Origin of the sequence: Microbaculum mangrovi, assembly GCF_051390635.1 — a bacterium.
Classification (GTDB): Bacteria; Pseudomonadota; Alphaproteobacteria; order Rhizobiales; family Tepidamorphaceae; genus Microbaculum.
Window position 1 is genome coordinate 29,905 of sequence record NZ_JBPODT010000001.1, and the last position, 22,426, is coordinate 52,330.

Annotated in this window: 23 protein-coding genes; 7 read left to right on the plus strand and 16 right to left on the minus strand. The window is 66.3% G+C overall.

Annotated elements, in window-relative coordinates; translation table 11 throughout:
* Positions 1–25: 25 nt before the first annotated feature.
* From ACSF9G_RS00150 to gspD, 3 genes are read right to left on the minus strand one after another with little or no spacing between them, the layout of a single operon-like run.
* Entirely contained in the window at positions 26–580 is a 555-nt protein-coding gene (locus tag ACSF9G_RS00150; RefSeq protein ID WP_436636900.1) for a tetratricopeptide repeat protein, read from the minus strand.
* A gap of 20 nt (positions 581–600) precedes the next feature.
* On the minus strand, positions 601–1,191 hold the full coding sequence (locus tag ACSF9G_RS00155; RefSeq protein WP_436636902.1) for a prepilin peptidase: 591 nt from the start codon (positions 1,189–1,191) through the stop codon (positions 601–603).
* On the minus strand, positions 1,188–3,404 hold the full coding sequence (gene gspD / locus ACSF9G_RS00160; protein ID WP_436636904.1) for a type II secretion system secretin GspD: 2,217 nt from the start codon (positions 3,402–3,404) through the stop codon (positions 1,188–1,190). Before gspD ends, ACSF9G_RS00155 begins: the two co-directional genes overlap by 4 nt.
* Before the next feature lie 385 nt (positions 3,405–3,789).
* Here gspD and ACSF9G_RS00165 point away from each other — a divergent pair, with 385 nt between their 5' ends.
* On the plus strand, positions 3,790–5,502 hold the full coding sequence (locus tag ACSF9G_RS00165; RefSeq protein ID WP_436636906.1) for a GspE/PulE family protein: 1,713 nt from the start codon (positions 3,790–3,792) through the stop codon (positions 5,500–5,502).
* Positions 5,503–5,517: 15 nt separating this feature from the next.
* Here the strand turns inward: ACSF9G_RS00165 and ACSF9G_RS00170 are convergent, their stop codons facing one another.
* The 10 genes from ACSF9G_RS00170 to ACSF9G_RS00215 all read right to left on the minus strand — a co-directional run bounded on the left by ACSF9G_RS00170 (position 5,518) and on the right by ACSF9G_RS00215 (position 13,354).
* Positions 5,518–6,348, minus strand: coding sequence for a hypothetical protein (locus tag ACSF9G_RS00170; RefSeq protein WP_436636908.1), 831 nt, complete (start codon positions 6,346–6,348; stop codon positions 5,518–5,520).
* A gap of 41 nt (positions 6,349–6,389) precedes the next feature.
* Complete coding sequence (gene gspM, locus ACSF9G_RS00175) at positions 6,390–6,956, minus strand: type II secretion system protein GspM (RefSeq protein ID WP_436636910.1); 567 nt, start codon at positions 6,954–6,956, stop codon at positions 6,390–6,392.
* Positions 6,953–8,056 (minus strand): PilN domain-containing protein, encoded by a 1,104-nt coding sequence (locus ACSF9G_RS00180; protein WP_436636912.1) that lies wholly within the window; start codon positions 8,054–8,056, stop codon positions 6,953–6,955. The genes gspM and ACSF9G_RS00180 overlap by 4 nt, the downstream gene beginning before the upstream one ends.
* 86 nt (positions 8,057–8,142) lie before the next feature.
* Positions 8,143–9,072 carry a type II secretion system minor pseudopilin gene (locus tag ACSF9G_RS00185; RefSeq protein WP_436636914.1) on the minus strand — a complete coding sequence of 310 codons (930 nt, stop codon included), beginning with the start codon at positions 9,070–9,072 and terminating at the stop codon, positions 8,143–8,145.
* The gene (locus ACSF9G_RS00190; RefSeq protein WP_436636916.1) at positions 9,069–9,734 is read right to left on the minus strand and encodes a PulJ/GspJ family protein; all 666 of its coding nucleotides are present in this window, start codon (positions 9,732–9,734) and stop codon (positions 9,069–9,071) included. Before ACSF9G_RS00190 ends, ACSF9G_RS00185 begins: the two co-directional genes overlap by 4 nt.
* On the minus strand, positions 9,731–10,177 hold the full coding sequence (locus tag ACSF9G_RS00195; RefSeq protein ID WP_436636918.1) for a hypothetical protein: 447 nt from the start codon (positions 10,175–10,177) through the stop codon (positions 9,731–9,733). The genes ACSF9G_RS00190 and ACSF9G_RS00195 overlap by 4 nt, the downstream gene beginning before the upstream one ends.
* The gene (locus ACSF9G_RS00200; RefSeq protein ID WP_436636920.1) at positions 10,174–10,662 is read right to left on the minus strand and encodes a GspH/FimT family pseudopilin; all 489 of its coding nucleotides are present in this window, start codon (positions 10,660–10,662) and stop codon (positions 10,174–10,176) included. The genes ACSF9G_RS00195 and ACSF9G_RS00200 overlap by 4 nt, the downstream gene beginning before the upstream one ends.
* Entirely contained in the window at positions 10,637–11,080 is a 444-nt protein-coding gene (gene gspG / locus ACSF9G_RS00205; RefSeq protein ID WP_436639618.1) for a type II secretion system major pseudopilin GspG, read from the minus strand. Before gspG ends, ACSF9G_RS00200 begins: the two co-directional genes overlap by 26 nt.
* A 20-nt stretch (positions 11,081–11,100) precedes the next feature.
* Entirely contained in the window at positions 11,101–12,324 is a 1,224-nt protein-coding gene (locus ACSF9G_RS00210; protein WP_436636922.1) for a type II secretion system F family protein, read from the minus strand.
* Between the two features lie 73 nt (positions 12,325–12,397).
* A complete protein-coding gene (locus ACSF9G_RS00215; protein WP_436636924.1) occupies positions 12,398–13,354 on the minus strand; it encodes a hypothetical protein in 957 nt (318 codons plus the stop codon).
* 157 nt (positions 13,355–13,511) lie between these two features.
* Between ACSF9G_RS00215 and ACSF9G_RS00220 the strand changes: the two genes are divergently transcribed.
* Positions 13,512–15,116: a L,D-transpeptidase scaffold domain-containing protein gene (locus ACSF9G_RS00220; protein ID WP_436636926.1), complete on the plus strand. Its 1,605-nt coding sequence runs from the start codon at positions 13,512–13,514 to the stop codon at positions 15,114–15,116.
* Positions 15,117–15,132: 16 nt separating this feature from the next.
* Here the strand turns inward: ACSF9G_RS00220 and dctP are convergent, their stop codons facing one another.
* From dctP to ACSF9G_RS00235, 3 genes are read right to left on the minus strand one after another with little or no spacing between them, the layout of a single operon-like run.
* Positions 15,133–16,173, minus strand: coding sequence for a TRAP transporter substrate-binding protein DctP (gene dctP, locus ACSF9G_RS00225; RefSeq protein ID WP_436636928.1), 1,041 nt, complete (start codon positions 16,171–16,173; stop codon positions 15,133–15,135).
* Between the two features lie 51 nt (positions 16,174–16,224).
* A complete protein-coding gene (locus tag ACSF9G_RS00230) occupies positions 16,225–17,043 on the minus strand; it encodes a metal ABC transporter permease (protein ID WP_436636930.1) in 819 nt (272 codons plus the stop codon).
* Positions 17,043–17,903 (minus strand): ATP-binding cassette domain-containing protein, encoded by an 861-nt coding sequence (locus ACSF9G_RS00235; protein ID WP_436636932.1) that lies wholly within the window; start codon positions 17,901–17,903, stop codon positions 17,043–17,045. The genes ACSF9G_RS00230 and ACSF9G_RS00235 overlap by 1 nt, the downstream gene beginning before the upstream one ends.
* A 117-nt stretch (positions 17,904–18,020) precedes the next feature.
* On the opposite strand from ACSF9G_RS00235, the gene ACSF9G_RS00240 reads away from it, so the two are divergent.
* The 5 genes from ACSF9G_RS00240 (at position 18,021) to ACSF9G_RS00260 (ending at position 22,426) form a co-directional block, all read left to right on the plus strand.
* On the plus strand, positions 18,021–19,001 hold the full coding sequence (locus ACSF9G_RS00240; protein ID WP_436636934.1) for a zinc ABC transporter substrate-binding protein: 981 nt from the start codon (positions 18,021–18,023) through the stop codon (positions 18,999–19,001).
* A 108-nt stretch (positions 19,002–19,109) separates the two neighbouring features.
* Complete coding sequence (locus ACSF9G_RS00245) at positions 19,110–20,072, plus strand: LysR substrate-binding domain-containing protein (protein ID WP_436636936.1); 963 nt, start codon at positions 19,110–19,112, stop codon at positions 20,070–20,072.
* Positions 20,073–20,195: 123 nt separating this feature from the next.
* Positions 20,196–20,627: a RidA family protein gene (locus ACSF9G_RS00250; protein ID WP_436636938.1), complete on the plus strand. Its 432-nt coding sequence runs from the start codon at positions 20,196–20,198 to the stop codon at positions 20,625–20,627.
* 37 nt (positions 20,628–20,664) lie between these two features.
* Positions 20,665–21,213, plus strand: coding sequence for a 3-hydroxyanthranilate 3,4-dioxygenase (locus ACSF9G_RS00255; RefSeq protein WP_436639620.1), 549 nt, complete (start codon positions 20,665–20,667; stop codon positions 21,211–21,213).
* A gap of 169 nt (positions 21,214–21,382) precedes the next feature.
* Positions 21,383–22,426, plus strand: a complete 1,044-nt coding sequence (locus ACSF9G_RS00260) for an amidohydrolase family protein (RefSeq protein WP_436636940.1) — start codon at positions 21,383–21,385, stop codon at positions 22,424–22,426.

Genomic DNA, 22,426 nt, shown 5'->3' on the forward strand with positions numbered 1-22,426 from the left:
TCTTACCCAACCGGGGCTGAAAATTCTATTGCACGTCCTCGGGAACGGCCGGCGCCGGCCGCCATTCGGCCGCGCGCTCCTGGACCGTGTGCAGTTCGTTCGGGCTCAGCTGCGTCTGTACGTAACCGCGCCGCGTGATGGCGAGCTCGCGCTCGCGTCCGGGCGGCAGCCCCGCTGCGGCGAGGTTCAGCCAAAAATAGGCGTCCATGTAGTCCTGGTGGACGCCCTGGCCTTGGAAATAGAGATACCCGAGCAAGCCCTGGGCATAGGCATAGCCCTGTTCCGCCGCACGGCGGTACCACACGACCGCCTCGCCGTAGTCTTGCGGCACGCCCTGCCCATGGTAGTAGGCGAGCCCGAGCGCGGTCTGCGCCTTCGGATCGCCCCGCTCGGCCAGCGGGCGCCACTGCTGCACCGCGCGGAAATAGTCGCCCCGCTCATAGGCCGCAACCCCACTCTCGACCGACGTGGCGACCGCCGGCACACTTACGGCCAGCAGGCAGAAAACGGCCAGAAAAGCCTTCCGCAGGCCCCTGTCCGCGCCCCGTTTTGCCGTTCCGTGAAACCAATGCCCGATCATCTGTCCGGCTCCGAACCCCGTCACGCGTCCCCAGCGCCCTGCAACACGAGCCAGGTCGCCCACATCGCCGGCGCCAGGAAGGCGCCGAACGCAAGGCGCTGGTCCGCATTCCATCCCCGGCCGCGCCCGACCCGCGTGACCACGAAGGCAAGCGCGCCGGCCGCGGCCACGAGGACGGCGAAGGCAAAGCCTTCCCAGCCGAGCCAGGCCCCGCCGGCCGCCGCCAGCTTGACGTCACCGAAGCCGAGCCCGTCGACCCCGCGCAGCCGGTAGAACGCCTCCCGCACCGCCAGAAACGCACCGCCGCACACCGCGACGGCGATCAGAACCGCGCCGCCCGCGGCCACAAGTCCGTCACCGGAGCGCAGCCGCATCGAGATGCTCCAGACGATCCCGGTGACCAGCGCCCCGTAAACCCACGGATCGGGCACCCGCAGCCGCAGCGCGTCCTCCAGCGCGATCGCCGCCATTGCCGCGCCCAATACCGCCGAGGCCGAAATCAGGTCGGGCCGTGCGGCCCCGTCGACCAGCGCCAGCGCCGCGACCGCTCCGAGAGCGGCACCGCCTGCCGCCGCGATCAGGTGTCGCCGCGATGACGGCGACAGCGTCACTGCTGCCCCGTCGCGTTGCGTTGCATGTTCCACATCCGCGCCCTGAGTTCCTCCGCGACCTGCTGGGCGTCCTGCCCCTGCCGGATCACGGTCGGCCGGATCAGCACGATCAGCTCGTTGCGCCTGGCGGAATTGTCCGTGGTGCCGAAAAGGTCGCCGACGCCTTTCAGGCGGTGCAGGACGGGAATACCGGTCCGGTTGTTGTCCGATCCTTCGGCGATGAGCCCGCCGAGCAGCACCGTCTGGCCGCTCGCGACCGAAACCGAGCTGGAAATGCGGCGTTTTGTGAAGGTCGGCGTGAGAGTCGAGGCGCCGGACGCGATGTCGGAGATCTCCTGCTGGATCTGCATCGAGATGATGCCGTTCTCGGCGATCCGCGGCGTCACCTTCAGGATGATGCCGGTATCGCGATATTCGATCTCGTTCACGGTCGGCGAGTCCGGATTGATCACCGATTGCGCCTGGCGCGTGGAAACGGCCACTTCCTCGCCGACCTGCAGCGCAGCGGTCTCGTTCTCCATGACCACCAGCGACGGTGACGACAGCACCGACACGTCTGTGATCTTGTCGAAGGCCGAGATGATGACGTCGGGGCTCTGCTCCGACCCGATCACGAAGTTGAAGCCAGGCAGCTCGCGGTTGATCGAATTGGCGACGGTGTTGAACAGGCCGATCGAGCCGACATCGTCCTTGAGCCCGACGTCCCCGCTCTTGATGAAATACTGCACGCCGAACTTCAGCTGATCGTTCAGCCGGATCTCTGCGATCACCACGTTGACGGCGACCTGCAGCGGCGGCACGTCGATCTGGCGCAAGGCCGCGAGGATCTTCAGATAGGTATCGCCGTCGGCGTAGATGACGATCGAATTGTTGGCGGTATCGGCGCTGAAGCGCGGCCCCTCGCCGCCCGCGCCCGAGGTCTGGCCGGCGAACAGGTCGGTTCCCCCGCCGCTGCCCGGTGCCGGCGACCGTGCGAAATCGAAGGTCGTGCCGGTTCCCGACGCCGCGCCTTCCGCGTCCGCCCCGTCGTCGGCCGCATCGATACCGGGCTCGGCACCGTCAGCGCTCGACGTGAAGACGCTCGACCCCGGCATGATCTGATCCGCTGCGGAGGGCTCTTCCGCGCCGCTGCCGCCGACGGTCGAGCCGCCGAAGATGCCGCTGAGGATCTGCACGAGCAGTTTGGCGTCGCGATATTTGACGCGATAGACGTTGACCGTCGTCTCGGCCGCCGGGTTCGTCCGGTCGAGCCGCGAGATCCATGTCCCCGCCCGGCGTATCAGGTCGTCGCGCTTGGAGACGACGAGTACCGCCTTCATGCGGGACATCGGCACGAACTGTATAAGATCGGCGCCAGCCCGGCCTTCCTGCGTTTCGAAAAGGCGCTCGAGCTCCGGAATCATCGTTTCCGGCCGCACGTCCCGGGTCGGGAAGATGCCGACCGACTGGTCCGCCATCCAGTCGGTATCGAAGGTCATCACGGTTTCGACCGCGGTCCGTCGTTCCGGCGCCGAGCCGGAAATCAGCAGGAGATTGCGCGTGGCGTCGACCCGGATCGTCTCGGGCTTGGTGGCGAAGCCGTCGATGAGCCCCATCATCGTATTCGCCGACACGTATCTCAACGGCAGCACCGTGAGGCCGAATCCGGCCTGGTGGCCGGAATTGTTCATGCGTGCGCGGAGATTGCCGGCATCGGCATCGACGACGACCCGGTAGACGGCGCCTTCGGTGATCAGCGCGGCCTGGTTCATCCGCAGGATCGCCTCGAGCGTCGGAAGCAGTTCGTCCCGCGCCACCGGCCGCGCCGAAACGAGCGTGACGCGGCCATTCACGTTCGGGTCGATGACATAGTTCAGGCCAAGCGAGTCGCCGAGGATCGCCCGCACGACATCGCCGATCTGGGCGTTTTCGAAGTTCAGCCGGTAGCTGCCGCCGCCGTCTCCGGCCGTGGCCGGCACAAACGGCCCGCCCGTCGCCCCGGCTCCGTCCGCCGGATAGATGACCGGCTCGCCGCCATCGACCCGCTGGATTCCCTGAGCGTTGGCCGCGCCGGGATCAGCCTGCCGCGCCGTCAGGTCCGCGTTGAGAACGGAACCGAACAGGCGGTTGCCCGACCCGCGCACGGACAGGAGGTCTTCCGTTGTCTGGCAGGAGACGACAGACAACCCGACCAGCAACAGCAGTGTGAGACGAAACACTAACCTCAGGTGCATAGACGCCTCGGTTACCTCCTCACCTGAGGACAGCTACCCGCCGGTCGGACCGGCCTGTACGAACAAACGCGGCTGCCTCGATCACGCGGCTCGCTCACGCGGAACGAATCGCGAAGCCGATACGCAGACAGATATACCCTCGAACGCGGAGGTCCTATCAGAAGAGAACCTCCCGCATCGCAGACATGATACTAACGAAAACCCCGTTGGATTCAGCCGACCCGCCAGCGGGTCATGCGCCCGCCACGAGTAGTCGTTGGCCCCCGTCGTTTGACTGTTGCGTCCTTGCTTCTTACCGCCGTGGCTCGGTTGCAACAGCCCCCTACGCCATCTATTTGTAGAGCATAGCGGAAACGCCGCGCCGACCGGTCCCTGTCCAAATTCGATGATAGCGAACGAAGTTCTCGATGTCGACGGAACCTTCACCGCGTTCCTCAAGAACGCGCAGGAGTTTTCCGAGCGTGTCGATTGGGCCGCACTTTCCAAGCTGGATGCGTCTGAACGCGGCAGTTATGCACAGCTTTGGGAAGCCGGAATCCTGACCGGAACCGATCTTGCCGACGCGATCTCCGCGTTCCACGGACTACCGCGCGGACGCACCGAATCGGTGACCGGCAAGCAGCACGGGATGAAAGGGCTTTCGCGCCGGTTCCTGCGCGATGCCTGGGTCTATCCCTTCGAGAAGGACGGCCATACCGCCCTCGCCGTTGCCGATCCGACGAACGAGGACGCGATTCGCGCAGTCAGCCTCGCGCTCGGTGCGACACCGATGGTCTATGTCGTCGCCTTCGAGGACATCGCCATGCTGTTCGAGCGCGATGTCGAACAGACAAGCGAAGCGGACCAGACGGCGGCCGCCGCGGCGCAGGCAGGCGAGATTGACGGCGAATCCACCAGCGACGAGAATCTCGAGCGCCTGCGCGACCTCGCTCGCGGAGCCCCTGTGGTCCAGGCCGTCGACGCGATGCTGGAAGCGGCGATCGACCTGAACGCCACCGACATCCACATCGAGCCCTCGCGCGACGCCGTCCGGGTGCGTCTGCGCGTCGACGGCTTCCTGCGCCCCTACCAGAACCTGCCGAGCCGCATGGCCCGGGCCATCGTTTCGCGCATCAAGATTCTGGCCGGCCTCAACATCGCCGAGCGGCGTCTGCCCCAGGACGGACGCGCCCGCGTGAAGATCGTCAACACCGAGGCGGACCTGCGCATCGCCACCATGCCGACCCTGCATGGCGAAGCCGCCGTCATCCGTATTCTCGTGAAGGAATCGCGGGCGCTCGACCTGGCCAGGCTCGGCATGTCCCAGCACGACCTGAAGGCGCTTCGCACCCAGCTCGCCGAACCCTACGGCATGATCGTCGTCACCGGCCCGACCGGCAGCGGCAAGACCACCACGCTGGCCGCCGCGCTGACCTACCTGAACGATCCGCAGCGCAAGATCATGACGGTCGAGGACCCGATCGAATATCAGGTCCCCGGCATCCACCAGACCCAGATCAAGCCGTCGATCGACCTCACCTTCGCGACCGCGCTACGCTCCTTCCTGCGCCACGACCCCGACATCATCATGGTCGGCGAGATGCGCGACTCCGAGACCGCCTCGATCGGCATTCAGGCCGCCCTCACCGGCCATCTGGTGCTGACGACGCTGCATACGAACAATGCCGCGGACGCCGTCGCGCGCCTGCTCGACCTGAAGGTGGAAAGCTTCCTGCTCGCTTCGGCGCTGCGCTGCGTCGTCGGCCAGCGCCTCGTCCGCCGGCTGTGCGAGCGCTGCCGCCAGCCGGCCCCGCCCGGCGACGCCACGACGGAATCCCTCATCGAACGCGGCGTTCTGACGCTCGCGCCCGGCGAGTCCCTCTTCGTCGGCGGCGGCTGCGACTGGTGCGGCGGCACCGGTTATCGCGGCCGCATAGCCATTTTCGAGGTGATGAAGTTTGACGCCCAACTACGCAAGAACATCCACGACGACGTCGATACCGCGGAATTGCAGCGGCTTTCCCATGAAGCGGGCATGACTTCGATGCTGGAGGACGGTCTCGCCAAGTGCCGGGCGGGACTGACCTCGGTCGCCGAGGTCGTCCGCGTCACCACCTGACCACCCGCGGCGCGGCTAGTTTTTCCGTTTCTTCTTTCGCCGGTTCTGGCCGGGGCCTTCATCCTTCGGGCCGTCCGCGCCCGCCGCTTGCGGCTTGAACATCCGGTAGACGCTGCGCTGCCCCTTGAGCTTGAGCTCGACCATTTCCGGATCGAGCTTCACTACCGACCAGCCTTCTATTTCGTCGCCGAGCAACAGCCGCTTTACCGATCGGTCCTGCGCCATCATCAGCGCGATCTTCGACTCATCGGTCAACACCACGCCGACGAGACGCAGCGACGGCGGCTTGGGCGGCGCCGGAGGTGCCGGCGGCTTGACCGCCTTCTCGACCTTCTTCGGCGGCGGCGGCGGCTTCGGCTGCTGCCGCGACGGCGTGAACAGCGGCGCCTGGCGGGTCTGCTGAAGATCCTTCAGGGCAAGGCCGCCGATCAGTTCGGCCCGGCTGTCCAGAGCGTCGACAACGTCCGTGTCGGACCCGGCACCGGAGACGGACACGGAACCGTCCTGCCCCTTTTCAGGAGCCTCCTTGTTTTGCGGCGCCTCCTTCTGGGCCGCCTGATTCCGGACCGCCCGATTCCCGGACGTCTCGTTACGAGCTTTCTTGTTCTGGTTCTTCTTCGCTTTCGCTTTCGCGTTCCCGGGGTTCTGCGCTGCGGCGTCTTGCGACTGGACGAGTTTCTGCGGGGTTTCCACCACCGCATCCGTTGTCGTCTCTTCGGGCTTTTTGATAGTCGGTCGCGTTGCGGCGACGCCCGTCCGCGCCGCCTCGTTCCGCGCCCGCGTTGCCGCGTCGTCCTGGGCGGCTGCCGGCATGACGAACAGCGCGCCGATGATCGCCGCCAGCATGAGGCGCCCGCTCCAGTCCGGCCAATGACGTCGCGCGAGGATCATGGCTGCTCCGCCGTCCAGAAGCCGGAGACCACCAGGGCGACCTGCAGGATCGGGTTCTTCTCGTCGGCGTCCCGGCGCCCGGCCTGTACGAAGGACCGCACCGACATCGACTTCACCATCATCATCGGCAGGTGGGTCTCGATGTCGTAGAGCGCCTTCTGCAGGGCGTCGATATCGGCCTCGAACGAGGCCCGGAGATCGATCCGGTTGGCGGTTTCCTCGTCCGGCTGCACCGGCAGGATCTGGCTTTCGACCACGCGCCCGCCCGCCTTCTCGACGATCTCGTCGACGGTCCTCTGGACGGCGGCCGCCGCGATCGCCTGCGTGTCGCCCGGGAAATACACGGCGATCTGCGCGTTGCCCTCGCCACCCACGCCCGCGGTCAGGCTGCGCGTGCGCGTCGCCAGCGCATCGAGCTGCGCTTCCTGCTGGGTGAGCTGCTCGCCGATCGTCGACACCGCCAGCGACGCCCAGCCAATCCAGATCAGTCCCGCCAGAAGCAGGACCGCGAACAGGGCGACCGCGCCGAACCGTTTCCTGTCGAACGTCGCGGCCGTGCTCATTCGACGTCCGCCCCCGGCGCCGAGGCCTGCCCGGCCGGCACCTGACCGCTCGGCACCCGACCGTTCGGGACCTGCCCTGTGGTCGGCGCCCCGATCTTCGCCACGATCTGGAAACTGTCGCCGTTGCCCCTTTCGTTCCGGGTTGTCGGTGCGCCGAATTGAGCATCGGCGAGGATATCGGCGTTCTCGAGAAGCTGGATCAGCGCCGGGGCCTGCGACGACGTCCCGTTGATGCGCAAGGTGCTGCCTTCGACATCGAGCTCCGTCAGGAAGGTATTCCTTGGCAGTGTTTTCGACAGTTCTTCGAGCAGTACCACCATCGGCAGCGCGGCGGCCTTCCGGGCGGCAAGCGCGCGATACTCGTCCGACGAGGTGGTGCGTGCGACCGCCTCCGCGATCACCGCGCGTCGCGCCTCGACGGCGGCCTGGACCTCTTCGCTCTCGGCCGACAGCCGGTAGACCTCCCAGGTCTGGAAACCGCCGAGAATGAGAATGACCGCAGCCGTCGCCGCGAGACCGACGGCGACCGAACGGCGCAGGGACGACTGGCGCCCGGTCTTGGTCTCATCCTGCAGGTCGACCGGGCTCACGTGGTCCAGCTGATCGGTCGCGGTGCCGACCGCACGCGGCCTGATCCCGGCTTCTGCGAGCGTTTCCAGCGCACGCGTCACGGTCTCGCGCGCGGTCGCCACGAGACGGATCGATACCTGCCCCTCGGCCACCGGCTCCGAATTGCCGACAACGTAGTCGAAGGCCACATGGTCCGCGGCCCAGGGTGTCAGCCGCTCGATCTGGTGGCGAAGGATCGCGTCGAGATACTGCTGTCCGGCCGCCGGCAAGGCGAGCGTCTTGTCGAGAACCACGTTCGGATCGAGCCGCACCTCGACATTCTGGACCTTCAGCTTCTTCCGGATATCCGCATCGAGCGTTCCCCCGCCGCCGAGCACGCCGACATCGGTCATGCCCTTGCGGCCACCGCGCATGCAGACGAACCGGTCCCCCTCCTGCACGAGGACGAAATCCGCAGGCGCGCTGGCGCGGCCGACGAACGGCTCGAGAATGCGGGCCAGTTCGTCGATCCACCACCCGAAGAATTTCACAACGGCGTCCATCACGGATCAGCTTGATACCAATCGATTACGTAAACACCAACAAATCGCCCGGCGGATTGTTCGCGGTCCCGGAGTCATGACGGAACCTTGGGCGGATCGAGCACCCGCCAGTACAGAACATGGTAGGGGACCCGCCGAAATCCCGGCATCAATACAGCTTCCACCGATTTGGTGTAACCATTGTTGAGCCGCGCCTCGACCAGCACCCTGAACACGTCTCCGCCGTCGGCGGTCAGAAATCGCCGATATGGCCGGATCAGCTGGTTACGTTCCCGCCGCGTCGAATCCGGACTGTTGAAGGCGGATCTGATGCCATACGCCTCGGATTCGGACATATTCGGAACCGACAGCAGGACTGGCATTTCCGCGCTGCCCGGATCGATGTCGCCGAGCGGATTGAAGACGGTCAGATACGGGGACAGCCGCTGGTAATCCTCTTGCGTCATTCCCGGCAGCAGCAGGAGTTCTTCCAAAGACAGGAACGGCCCGTCGCGCGGCTGGTGGTCGAGACCCAGCGCTGCATATTCGTCGCGCTCGGCACCACCCGGGCGCGCCCGCTTGTTTCGGTCCCGCCAGTCGAGAACCAGCGCGGCGAAGTCGCCTGGTTTCAGCGCACCGGTGCCCGCCGCCGCATAGATACCCGACAGCAATTCCGGCCTTGCGGCGTTGAGATCGATCCGGCCGGCCTCGGCCCTGATGGTGAGGCGAATGGCGCCCGTTTCCAGCGGCACCGCGAATCCGTCGACCGTCTGCACCGGCCTATTGGCGCTGTAGAGCGCGAGGCCGGCGGTGGAGACACCGGCCTCGAGCAGCCCGTCGGCCTGCATGTCGTCGATATTGACGAGCGCCTGTCCGACGCTCGGACGCGCCACGTTCAGCGTCGCCGCGACCAGTGCCGCCATCAGACCGGCGAAGGTCAGCACCACGACCGTGACATAGCCGCCGTCGCGGCGGCGCGGCCTGGAGCCGGGGCGGAACCGGGAGCTGAGGCGGAACCGGATCATATCCCGCACACCCCGCCGCGCTCGTCGATGCAGCCCGGTTCGGCATCGACACGGATCGGGATCACCAGCGGCGGGATCACCCGCTGCTCGCTCGTATAGTCGACCACGTCGAGCCGGATCGCGACCGGCAGGTCCTGCTCGTCGAGCCATTCGTCCAGCCATTCGAGCCCGCCGCGCCGCCGCGCCGCGTACTGGAAACGGTACTTCCACGGTCCGCTCAGCAGCACCACCGGGTCATCCAGGCGCAGACGGTCGAAATTTCGCATGTCCGGCCGGAAGGGCGCCATGCCGCGCACAAGCGCGTTGCCGTTCGCCTCCGGCCGCACCTTGATGACCACGACGAACTCGCCGGTCTTCGAGCCGGCGGAGGCATCCGGCAGGACGAAGCCGACGGTGTCCGACGTCGCCACGAAGGCATACGGACCGGCCGCGTCGCGTTCCGCGAAGCGCTCGCGCCGCATCACCGAGAGCTCGCGACGCACCACCGACAATCCGCTCGCCAGACGGTCGATGGTATCGGAGCCGGACGTCGCCTTCTCCCAGTTCCTAAACAGGATACCAGAGGCCAGCGGAACCGCGGCGAGCACCAGCCCGGAGATCGCCAGCGCCGCGAGCGCCTCGATCATCACGTAGCCGGCCCGGCCGCGAAAGCGCCGTCTCATCGCTCGCGCCCCAGCCGGACGGTTTCCAGGGTCACCTTCGGCCCGTTCGGAACCAGCACCTGCACGATGACGTCGAACGGCTGCCATTGCCGCGACGGGAACGCCTGGCGCAGGGCTTCGTTGGGGCGCACCAGCGTCGCCCACTCGAAGCCGTCGAGCGTGCCGCCGTTGGTTCCGACGGTGATATCGGGCCCGGAAAACTCGTTGGTCAGCACGGCTTCGGCGACGAGCCGCGCGCTGACCACGTTCGCCGACGTCAGGACGCTCTTGCGCGCGATGATCACGCCCGACGGCAGCACCGACAGGATGAAGGCCATGATGCCGACCGCCACCAGCGCCTCGAGCAGCAGGAAGCCAGCGGTGGATCGCCCCCGGCGCCGCGGCGCGAGCCGGCGCGCGAGACGCGCCGCATTGGCCCAAGCGATCCGCGCTCGCGCGATCATGGCCGTGCCGCCGCGGTCATGGGTTCGACGTCGACATGCGCGGTCAGCCAGTTGACGCTGACCTGGTAGCCGTACTGGCCCCGATGCAGCGTCACCACGCCGCCCGAGGCGCGCCCGTCGGGATAGAACCGGATGCCACCGCCGCCGGGAAACGCTTCGGTCTGCGCCTGGACGAGCTCGATGCCGACGCTGTCGGGCACCTTGACCGCGCGGTCGCGCGATCCGGACGAGGCGACCTTGTTGGTCATGTCGATGCGGCTGACGACCTCGCGCCGGCCGAGCATCGCCGCGTTGCGGTCGTCGCGGAAGATCGCCGCGATCTCGTAGGCCTTGGCCTCGAGCGCCCCCGGGCCCGGTTCGCGCGAAACGCGCGGCAGCACGATCGCGACCACGAGCGCGACGACCGCCAACGCGACCACCATATCGATCAGCGCGAAGCCGGCGCCCGCGCGCCGGAGGTTATTTGCTCTTGATGTCCTGATCATCCCCGGAGCCTCCCTTTCGGCCGTCAGCGCCGAGAGAGATAATCTCGTAGGGACCCGTATCGCCTGGCGAACGGTACTCGTAGGTATTGCCCCAGGGGTCGGCGGGAACCGAATTCTGGCTCAGATACGGCCCATTCCACCGCTCGACGTTGGGGATGCGCTTCACCAGCGCGTCCAGCCCTTCCGACGTGGTCGGATAGCGTCCGGTATCGAGGTAGAACAGGTCGAGCGCCGAGGACAGCGATTCGATCTGCAGCTTCGCCGATTTCGACCGCGCGTCCGACAGGTAGGACAGCACGCGCGGGCCGACCAGGCCCATGATGAGGCTCAGGATTACGAGTACAACGAGCAACTCGACGAGCGTAAACCCGCCGCGTTTGTCTCGTTTTTTTCTTGCCCCCGTCTTCCGCCGTTCGATTTGCGATAGTCCCAACACGTTCAGACCAACAGCTCGTTTACACTGATAAGGGCGGTGATGACGGTCACGATGAGCCACGCGATCATTAGGCTCACCAAAATCAATATAGAAGGTCCAAGGATGGATGTCAGGCGCGCAAGCGCTCTGTCAAGCCGATCCTCGTAGAAACCGCCGATCCGGACCGCCATCGTGTCCAGTTCGCCGGCTTCCTCTCCCACCCGCAAGATGGGTATCACGTAGGCCGGTAGCAAGTTCAGCCTGGCGAGCGCGTCGCTGACCCTGTGCCCTTGCCGCACCTCGGCGATCAGCTGATCCACCTTCTCCGCCGCCCGCGGATCGCGAAACAGGTCGCGCACCAGCCGCAGCGACGTGGTGATGTCGACGCCGCTGGCAAGCAGCGTTCCAAGCGTCGAGCAGAAGAACACCGTCTGCTGGAACTGCACGATCCGCCTGGTTCCCGGCAACCGCGCCAGCGTGCGGATCAGGAAGCCGACGAACGCCCGGCTGCGCGACAAGAGCAGCCCGCCGAGCAGAACGACCGCGACAACGCCGAGGATCATGTCGATATTGCCCTGCACGAACCGGGACAGGGCGAAGATCATCTTCGCCTGCGGATCCATCTTGTCCATGAACCCCGACAAGGCCCGTTCGAACTCCGGGATCACCTTGAGCATCACGAACAGGAAAACGCCGCAGGCGGCGACCACGAGGAACAGCGGGTAGGTCAGCGACGACGTCACGCGCCGCCGCAGCGCCTCCGACCGGGTCCGCTCCTGCGCGATCTTGTCGAGCGTCGCCTCCAGCGTGCCCGCCGATTCGGCGACCTCGACCATCTTCACGTATGTCGGCGGAAACACGTCCGTATGCACGCCGAGCGCCTCGGCGAAGCTCTTGCCCTGGGCGATATCGCGCTGAAGCGCCGCCATCAGGTTGCGCAGCGGTGGCTTGCCGCCCATCTGCGAGAGAAGCTGCAGTGCCTCGTGCAGGCTGACGCCGCCCTTGAGCAGCATCGCCAGGTCCCGCGTGATCTCGGTGATTTCCTCGCGGCCCGGCTTGGATGTGATCAGCCGCGACAGCAGGCTGCCCGTCCCGCCGCCCGCGCCGTCCTTCAGCTCGGTCGCCTCGATGGGCATGTGGCCGAGCCTCTCCAGCTCGCCGAACACCTGCCGGCTCGACTCGGCGTCGATCTCGCCCGTCAGCAATTCGCCCGAGGTGTTGAGCGCCTGGTATCTGAATCTCGCCATCAGATCAGTCGTGTGGCCGCGTTTGCGCAGACACTGCCCCCGTTCGCCCGTCGTGTCGAGCGTCCGGCGCGGATTACCGTCCCCTCTCGAAGTCGCCGAACACCGTATCGGGCGCGCTCGTGTTGTGCCGCGAGACGATGTGACGGCCGACCCAGAGCTCGCGCACGTCCCGCGCGGACGTAAACGCCGACAGCGGCTCGATCTCCCAGGCCTGCGCCCCGCCCACGTGCCAGCCGACCTCCGAGGCATCCGCGTTACCGGGCGTCACGTACATCGAGCGCACGCCGCCAAAGACGCCGCTGACGGGGCTGTCGCCGAAGTCCACGTCGAGAAAGACGCCCTCCTCCGCAACCTGGTCGACGGTCACGGACGCAGACCCGCCGCGATCGAAGGTCAGATCGAAGCGTCGGGCCTCCGGGTCGAAGCGCACCGCGCTGATCTCCACGATCGGTCGAACCTTGGTTTCCACGGGACCGAGCAGCACCGAGCTGCCATAGGCGGTGCCCTTGAGATGGGCCGGCGACAGCGGCCGCAGCCGCCAGTATCCGTCCGGCGGGTAGAGCACCAGGAACTCCTCCGGCCCGCGTGGTCCCTGCACCCAGAGCTGGATCATGTGCAGGTTGTGCACCACCGTGTCACCTACACGGACCGGCACGTCCTTGTCGCGCCAGTAGCGTTCGTAGACGTAGCCGATCAGCCAGATCGAGCGGTCCTCGTAAAGGGTCACCCGCCGCGTATCGAATTCGAAGAACTGCTCGGCCGAGCGATCGCAGTTGGAAAAGTCGGCCGCCGAATCGTCCGAGACGATCGTGCCGACATAGGCGGGATGGCGCGCCCCGATCCGGAAGCTGCGGATATCGTCGCCGGCCAGCGTCACATAGACGTTGTCTTCCTCGGCGCAGAGCGTCGGAACGGTCTCGTTGGCGACCGCGACGCCGGTTGATTCGGCGTGCACAACCTGCGTCACGCCCGCCGAAAGCAACACGGAACAGGCGAAAACACGAATGAGCCGACCGACGATGCGCCGCACTTTACCGTTCCTCCGATGACCGCTTTGCCGGGACAAAGCGCACCGCGTCTACGCCGTTCCCCTCGTCCGCGCTAGCCAATCGTTGCGGTGAAAACGTGACAACGCGTCCGAGCCGAATAGATTGAGCGGCTGACACGTCCACTTTCCGGAGATCGGGATGATCCTACGCCGCACCGTGTTTTTCGTTTTCGTGCTGCTTTTCGCCGCCGCCCCCGCGCATGCTGCGGCCCCCTTGGTCGAAAACGTCCGCGTGCTTCTCGGCGACGAGAGCCGCAAGGCGCTGCCGATCGAGAACAATCGTCTCGCCCTGATCCGTTACTACGCTGGCGAGGACGCCGAGCCGCTCTTCGTCGGAACCGACCGGATGCGCGGACTGATCACGCGGATGCTCGACGCCGAGTACGACGGTCTCGATCCGACCCGCTATCCCGTCGAGTTCCTGGAGGACCTAGAGGTCGAGACCGATGGAGCCTCGCCGGAACGCCTGGCCGAGATCGAGGCCTGGTTCGCGGCGCATTTCCTGATGTTCGCGGCGGACATCAAGGTCGGGCGCGTGCTGCCCCGCATGGTCTACCCGGACCTCTACATGCCGCGCAAAGAGATCGACGGCGACAACGTCCTGCGGGCGCTGAGGCGGTTCCCCGATACCGACAGCTTCTTCGACGCCTGGGACCCGCTGAACATCGAGTACGACCGCCTTCGCGGCAAGTTGGCGGAGTACATCGACATCCGCCATCAGGGCGGCTGGGGCACGATCGATCCCGGGCAGGATGTGGCGCAGGGACAGACCGACCCGCGCATTCCCGCCCTCAGGGCCCGTCTCGACACCGAATACGGCTTCGAGGAGCCCTTCGGCGAGACCGACGCGCTGGACCCCGAGCTAGAGAAACGTTTGCGCGTCTTCCAGCTCCATCATGACGTGCCGGTGACCGGGCATCTGGACAAACCCACGCTGCTGGCGCTCAACGTCCCTGTGGAGCGGCGCATCGAACAGATCATGCTGTCGATGGAACGCTTGCGCTGGATGCCCGAGGAACTCGCCGACCGTGTGCTGATCGCCAACAAGGGCGACGGCATCCTGCGCCTGCTGACCCCCGGCGGTATCGAGCGCGAATGGCGCATCCTGCCGAACTGCCCCCGAGACAACCTGGCGATCGTCGCCGACAACCTGAGCTCGATGACCCTCAATCCGCGCTGGGAAGTCCCGCACGACTATGTTCAGACCGTGCTTTACCCGGACCTCCAGCAAAATCCGGCAATCGTCGAGGAGCAGGGCTTCGAGCTTCTGTATCAGGACGTCGCCATGCCGCTGGACGCCATGCCGTGGCGCCAGATTCCGAAATCGACCCTGACGAAGCAGAAGGACAAGTTCCGCTTCCGCCTGAAACCCGGCTTCCACAATCCATACGGCCGCTACGTGTACCGGCTGAACGAGACTGACCAGGCGTTCCTGTTCGATGCCCCGCCCGACGCGCTGTCCGAGCTGTGCGATCCGCGGCTGCCGAAGGGAGCCATCGCCGTGGTCGACGGTCTCGATCTGATGAATGTCCTGGCCAAGCACCGGCTCGGGCCCGACGACTATCTGGAACGCACGCTCGCCCGTCGCGAGACCTTGACCGTCCCCGATGTCGACCGGATCCCCATCATGGTCGTGTTCCAGTCCGCCTGGATGGACGCGGACGGCAACGTGCGCTTCTCCAAGGACCCCTATCTGGAGGACCTGCGTCTGAGCAAGGCGCTCGACGGCAAGATCAAGTCCTGAGCGAAACCGGAGCGTCCTAGCCGCCGCTGCCGGCCGCCGCCGGCGCGGTCGGTTCGACCAGGCCGAGCCGTTCCAGGAACGCACGCTGGCTCGCCGCGATATCGCCGGCGGCCTCGGACTTCGTACCCCAGTCGGCAAGGACCGCCAGCGCCCGCCGGCGCATCTCGGCCTGCGACTTCTTCGAAAGTTCGAGAAGCGTGATGCCCTGATCGCGCGCCTTGGCTCTGGCGGCGGCGAAGGCGAAGTCGAAGGCGGCTTTCTGCGATCTGGAGAAGGCGGCGACCTTGGATTCGAACAGCGCCTGGGCCCTGGGCGACAGCCGGTCCCAGGCCGCCTTCGACACGGATATCTCGGTGACGGGCATCGAATGGCGCGCCCGGACGCCATAGCGGGCGGTCTTGTGCGCGCCGGCCTCGATATTGGCGGCAAGCGACGCCCAGTCGGCGGCATCGATGTCGCCTTGGTCGAACGCCCGTAGCGTATCGTGGCCGCCAAGCGCCACGACCTTGGCGCCGATCGTCTCGAGGAAATCGGCAACCGGCCCGTTCGGCGCCCGGATGCGCAGGCCCGACAGGTCGATCATGATGGTCGCCGGCTTCGCCGACACCAGCCATTCCTCCGGCCAGTAGACGAAACCGACCAGATGCACGCCATGCTGGCCGTAGAGCTTGCGGGCGTATTCGATCCCGCGGCTCTCCCCGAACCAGCGATCGCGCGTCTCCGGATCGGGGAAAGCGGCGAGCGAATCGCCGAGCACCGCGAAGGCCGGGTCCTTCCCGGCGAAATAGGCCGGCGACGAATAGTGCCCGTCGATCGCCCCCGATTTCATCGCATCGAGCGTCGCCGCGGGCCCGACCGCGCTGCGAACCGGCAGGACCTGGATATCGATCTCGCCGCCCGATGCCGCTCGCAGCTCGTCGGCGAGCTTTTCGAGCCCGTTCGTCGCGATGCTGCCGGCGACATCCAGCGACTGGATGCGCAGCTTTTCGGCCGATGCGGCGCCGAAGGGGACGCAAAGCGCCGCGAGCACAAGGACAAAACGGACAATCGGGCGCATGCCGGCTCCAGTCGATCTGGCTCCGATGGATGCCCGTCCGCGCCCGCGCGGTCAACCGTTCTCCGCGCTGCGCCTGACCACGTCGTGCAGGCTCGCGATCACGGCGGACGCCAGGAAAATCAGGAACGCCGCCACCACGATGGAAGGGCCGGCCGGCGTATCCCATTCCCCGGACGCAAAGAGCCCGCCGATCACCGCGCAGACGCCGAGCCCGGCCGAGATGACCGCCATGCGCTCGGGCGTGCGGGAAAACCCGCGTGCCGCGGCCGCCGGTATGATCAGCAGGGACGTGACCAGCAGGATGCCGACGATCTTCATCGCGATCGCCACCACGACGGCGATCATCAGCACGTAGACGACCTCGACGGCGACGACGTTGACGCCTTCGGCACGGGCGAGATCCCGGTCGACGGTCGCCGCCACCAGCGGGCGCCAGATCGCCATCAGCGTGGCGAGGACCACGACGGCACCGCCAATCACCATGTAGACGTCGACCCGTCCCACCGCCAGCACGTCGCCGAACAGGTAGCCGACCAGATCGACGCGCACCCAGGTCATGAACGCCAGCGTCACCAGGCCGATCGAAAGCGCGGCGTGCGACAGGATGCCCAGAACCGTATCGCCGGCGACGCGGGCGACCCGCAGCAGGACGACCAGCAGCAACGCCACGATCACCGTCATCAGAAACACGCCGAGCGTCGGGCCGATGCCGGCGAGCAGGCCGAGCGCCACGCCGAGAAGCGCCGCGTGCGCCGTGGTGTCGCCAAAATAGGCCATGCGCCGCCAGACGATGAAGCAGCCGAGAGGACAGGCAACCAGCGCCACGCCGATGCCGGCGATCAGCGCGCGGACGAAGAAGTCGTCGAGCATCAGCGTCCGCCCTCCCCGGCGTGCCCATGATGATGATCGGGATGATGCCCGGGATTATGATCGTAGTCGTACGCCGGCACCACCTCGCCGGACGGCGTGTGCACATGATCGTGCTTGTGCGCGTAGATCGCCAGCGTATCGGCGGCCTGCGGCCCGAACAGGCGCATGTATTCCGGGCTGCGCGAAACGTCGCCCGGCTCGCCGGTGCAGCACACGTGGCCGGCAAGGCACAGCACGCGGTCTGTCGCCCGCATCACCACGTGCAAATCGTGGCTGACCATCAGGACGCCGCATCCGTGCAGGTCGCGCAGCGACGCGATCAGCCGGTAGAGATCGACCTGGCCGGAGAAGTCGACGCTCTGCACCGGTTCGTCGAGGACGAGGATATCCGGCTTGCCGAGCAGCGCGCGGGCGATCAGCACCCGCTGGAACTCTCCGCCCGACAGTTCCTGGACGGGACGATGAAGCAGGTGCGCGACGGCGGTTTCCTCGAGCGCGGCGACGACGTCGGCCCGCGGGGCGCGGTGCACCAGCGTCATCAGCCGTTCCACGGACAGCGGCATGGTGCGGTCGACGGCAAGGCGCTGCGGCACGTAGCCGACCTTCACGCCCCGTGGACGCACGATTTGCCCCGCCGACGGCCGCTCGATCCCAAGCAGCGTCTTGATCAGCGTCGTCTTACCGCCCCCGTTCGGCCCGACGATGGAGACGATCTCGCCGCGGCGGACCTCCAGATCGACGTCGCGGATCAGCCAGCGTCCGTCGCGACGCACACCCAGGCCGTGGCATCCGAGCAGGATTTCGGCCTCGGCGGCCGCTGAACGCCGCTTTTCGTCGGCCTCTGATACGATTTGGTTCATTTTCCGGTCTCTTTCACGGGGGACAACCCGCCAACACGCCGCCAATATGGATTGTTATAGTATAACATATGTTATAGTGTAACACGCCTTAGCCAACGTTGTAGAGGGGTTCATCACATGGGACGGTCCCGATCCCGAAGCCTTGCCGCCGCGTCGTTCGCCTTGCTGCTGAGCGCGGCAACGGCGCACGCGGAAAAACCCGAAGTCGTCGCCTCGATCAAGCCGCTGCATTCGCTTGTCGCCGGTGTCATGCAGGGTGTCGGCGAGCCGCACCTGCTCGTCGGCGGGGGCGAATCCCCGCACACCTATTCGATGCGGCCGTCCGACGCCGAAGCGCTGTCGAATGCCGACGTGATATTCTGGGTCGGCGAGGAACTCGAGACCTTTCTCGAACGGCCGATCGCGAACCTCGGCGCCGATGCGCGCGCCGTCGCGCTGTTGCATGCCCCCGGCATGACGCTTTTCGACTTTCCTTTGGACGGTGAGGAGGCGCACGCCGATGGCTATTCCGACGACGACGACGAACACGCCGACGACCACCATGACCAGCATGGAGACGAGGCCCATCACCACGCGGGCACCGATCCCCACGTCTGGCTCGACCCGGCGAACGCACGCGCCATGGTCGCCGAGATCGTCGCCGTCCTGACCGAGGCGGACGCGGAGAACGCGGAAAGCTATCGCCGCAATGGAGCGGACCTGACGGCTAGGCTGGAGTGGCTCGAGAGCGATACGGCCGAAACCCTGGAGCCGTTTCGCGACGTGCCCTATTTCACCTTCCACGAATCCTTCCGGTACTTCGGGTCGCGTTTCGATCTGGACGCGCAAGGGGCGATCTCGCTCAGCCCGGATCGCCAGCCCGGTGCCCAGCGTCTGAGAGAAATCCGTGCCGAGATCGGCCGCTACGACCGGATTTGCATCTTCGCGGAACCGCAGTTTCCGCCGAAACTCGTCGATGTCATCGTCGAGGGCACCGCGGCCCGGACGGGCACGCTCGACCCGCTCGGCGCCGCGCTCGCGCCTGGACCGGACCTCTACCTGGACCTTATCCGTTCGAACCGGGACGCGTTCGCGCGCTGTTTTCAGAGCACGATGTAGCGACGGGAAAGCGTCATTACCGTCCGGTATCCTATAGTATGAGTAGCGACTCGCTTCCCAATACGGAGAATTTGCGGTCCAATCGGCCTTACGTGGGGAGAGGATCGGATGCCGGAAGGTCTGGCCGAGGCGACGCAACGGCTATCCGTCAAGCAACTGCGGATCATCGCCGCCATCGAGGATCACGGTTCCATTCGGGTAGCCGCGGAAAGCCTCAACATTACGCAGCCCACGGCAACGAAGGCGCTCAAGGAGGCTGAGCGCATTCTCGACGTCAAACTGTTCACCCGCACCAACCGCGGCGTGCTTCCCACCCCCTTCGGCACGACGTTGAGCCGCCGTGCCCGGCTGATCCTTACCGAACTGCGCCATGCCGGTGAAGAAATCCGCGATCTTCAGGAGGGCCTCGGCGGCCGTGTCGTCGTCGGCACGTTGCTTGCCGCCTCCGCCCGCCTGTTGCCGTTGGCCATATCCCGGCTCCGCCGCGAACGGCCGAAAGTCACGGTAACCGTCGTCGAGGGGACCAACGACCTGCTGCTGCCGGGCCTGAGGCTGGGCAACCTCGACCTGGTCGTCGGCCGCCTGCCCGAGTTCCGCGGCCGCGAGGGCACCCATCAGGAGGCTCTTTATGACGAGATCACCTGCCTGGTGGTGCGGCCCGGCCATCCACTGCTGTCGTCGCCCCGGATCACGCTGGCCGACACGCTCGCCTGGGACTTCATCCTGCCGCCGCAGGAAACCACACTGCGTCGCCAGCTCGACCACGCCTTCCATCAGGCGGACCTTCAGGTTCCGCCGGTCGTCGTCGAATCCGTGTCGGTTCTGACCAACCGCCGCCTCGCCGCCGAAACCGACGCGATCTCCGCCTGGCCCTATCAGGTGGTGAGACAGGACGTGCTCGAGGGCAGGCTGATGCGTCTGCCGATCGCCCTTCCGAAGGTTTCCGCGCGCGTCGGCCTGACGACCCGCGCTAACACCACGCCCTCCCCGGTCGCCGCGTCCCTGATGGCGGAACTGCGGATCGTCGCGTCCCAGATCGCCGAGGAGTACACGACCGATCAGGTATTCTGACCGGTTATATCAGAACGGGAATTATTCATTTCGCCTGAATATCGGTTCATGACAAACTCGTCGGTACCGCCGCGGTGCGAAACCGACCGGAAGTCCATACCGCCGTCCATCGCTGGGAACGACATGACCGACGACAGCTCTTCCGCCCGCCTGATCGAAGGCAAGCCGAAACCGCGCGGCGCCTACCCGCACGTCAAGCGCGCCGGCGACTTCCTGTTCGTTTCCGGCACCACGGCGCGCCGCAAGGACAACACGATCGCCGGCGCCGAGGAGAGCGACGAGATGGGAACGCGGGTCCTCGACATCCGCGCCCAGACCCGCGCCGTCATCGAGAACATCGGCGACATTCTCGCCGCCGAAGGCGCCGGCCTCGAGGATCTCGTCGAGATCACCACCTACCTCGTCAACATGAACGATTTCGGCGGCTACAACGCCGCCTACGCGGAGTATTTCGACTATTCCGGCCCCACGCGGGCGACCGTCGCCGTCCACCAGCTCGCCCATCCGCACCTGCTGGTGGAGATGAAGGCGGTCGCGTACAAGCCCCGCGGCTGATGCACCCGCGGCTGATCCAAGGGAGACGTCCGTGAACATCCATCCGAGCCTGACGCCGTTCAACTTCCAGAAATGGATCGACGAGAACCAGCACCTGCTCAAGCCGCCGGTCGGCAACAAGCACCTGTTCGACAACAAGTCGAACATGATCGTCATGGTCGTCGGCGGCCCCAACCGGCGCGTCGATTTCCACGACGACCCGGTCGAGGAATTCTTCTACCAGCTCAAGGGCGACATGATCCTGAAGATCGCCGAGAACGGAAAGATCTACGACGTACCGATCCGCGAGGGCGAGGTGTTCATGCTGCCCGCCCATGTCCGCCACGGCCCGCAGCGCCCGCAGGAAGGCTCCATCGGCCTCGTCGTCGAGAGCCCGCGCGTTCCCGGCATGCTGGACGGTTTCGAATGGTACTGCTTCGAGTGCGGCGGCCTCGTCCACCGCATCGAGGTCGAGCTCAAGGACATCGTCAACGACCTGCCGCCGCTCTACGAGGCGTTCTATGCCGACGAGGAGGCGCGCACGTGCAAGACCTGCGGCGCCGTCCATCCCGGCAAGGTTCCGCCCCCCGGCTGGGCCGAGATTTGAGCGGCAGCCGGCCCGCATCGCTGATGCCGGCCGGTCCGAAGTCTCCTGCCCTGGGCTCCCGCTTTCGCGGGCGTGATCGGGGTACGGGGACGCCATCCTTCCGCCGCTCGTTCCCGCCAAAGCGGGACACCAGAGGCGGCACGGCGAGACCTGCGAGGTTCGTGGCCCAATGACCACCGTCGACATGCACAGCCACTTCTTCCCGGAAACGTGGCCCGATCTCGCCGAGCGCTTCGGCACGCCCGACTGGCCATGGATGAACCATCTCGGCGACGGCAACGCGATGGTGATGGTCGGCGATCACGAATTCAGGCCGGTCTATTCGGCCTGCTGGAGCGTCGACAAGCGGCTGGAGGAAATGGATCGCGACGGTATCGACCAGCAGATCCTGTGCGCGACGCCGGTCCTGTTCGCCTACCTGCGCAAGCCCGAGGAAGCCGCCGACTGCGCCCGCATCTTCAACGACGCGGCGCTCGACATGACGGCCGCGGCGCCGGACCGGCTGTTCCCGCTCGCCCAGGTGCCGCTGCAGGACACCGATCGCGCCTGCCGCGAGGCCGAGCGGGCCATGACCGACGGCCACCATGGCATCCAGATCGGCAATCACGTCGGCGCGCGCGACCTCGACGACGAGGGCCTGATCGCGTTCCTGCAGCATTGCGCGACGATCGGCGCGCCGGTGCTGGTGCATCCCTGGGACATGCTGGGCGCCGATCGCATGTCGAAATGGATGCTGCAATGGCTGGTGGCGATGCCGGCGGAGACGCAGCTCTCGATCCTCACGCTCATCCTGTCGGGCGCCTTCGAGCGCCTGCCGCGCTCGCTGAACATCTGCTTCGCCCACGGCGGCGGCAGCTTTCCCTATCTGCTCGGCCGCGTCGACAACGCCTGGCGCCACCGCGACATCGTCCGCGAGGACTGTCCGAACCCGCCCTCGAGCTACGTTGACCGGTTCAGCGTCGATTCAGCGGTCTTCGACGACGGCGCCCTGCGCCTGCTGGTCGACGTGATGGGCAAAGACCGGGTAATGTTTGGCACCGACTATCCGTTCCCCCTCGGCGAGCAGAAAATGGGGGCGTTGGTACGCGGGTCGAAACGTCTGTCAGGTGACGAGAAACGGATCATTCTGGGGGAAAACGCCATCCGCTTCTTTGGACTGGCGCCAATCGACACCGTTGACAGGGCAAACCAAGAGGAAGAATTTCAACCCTAA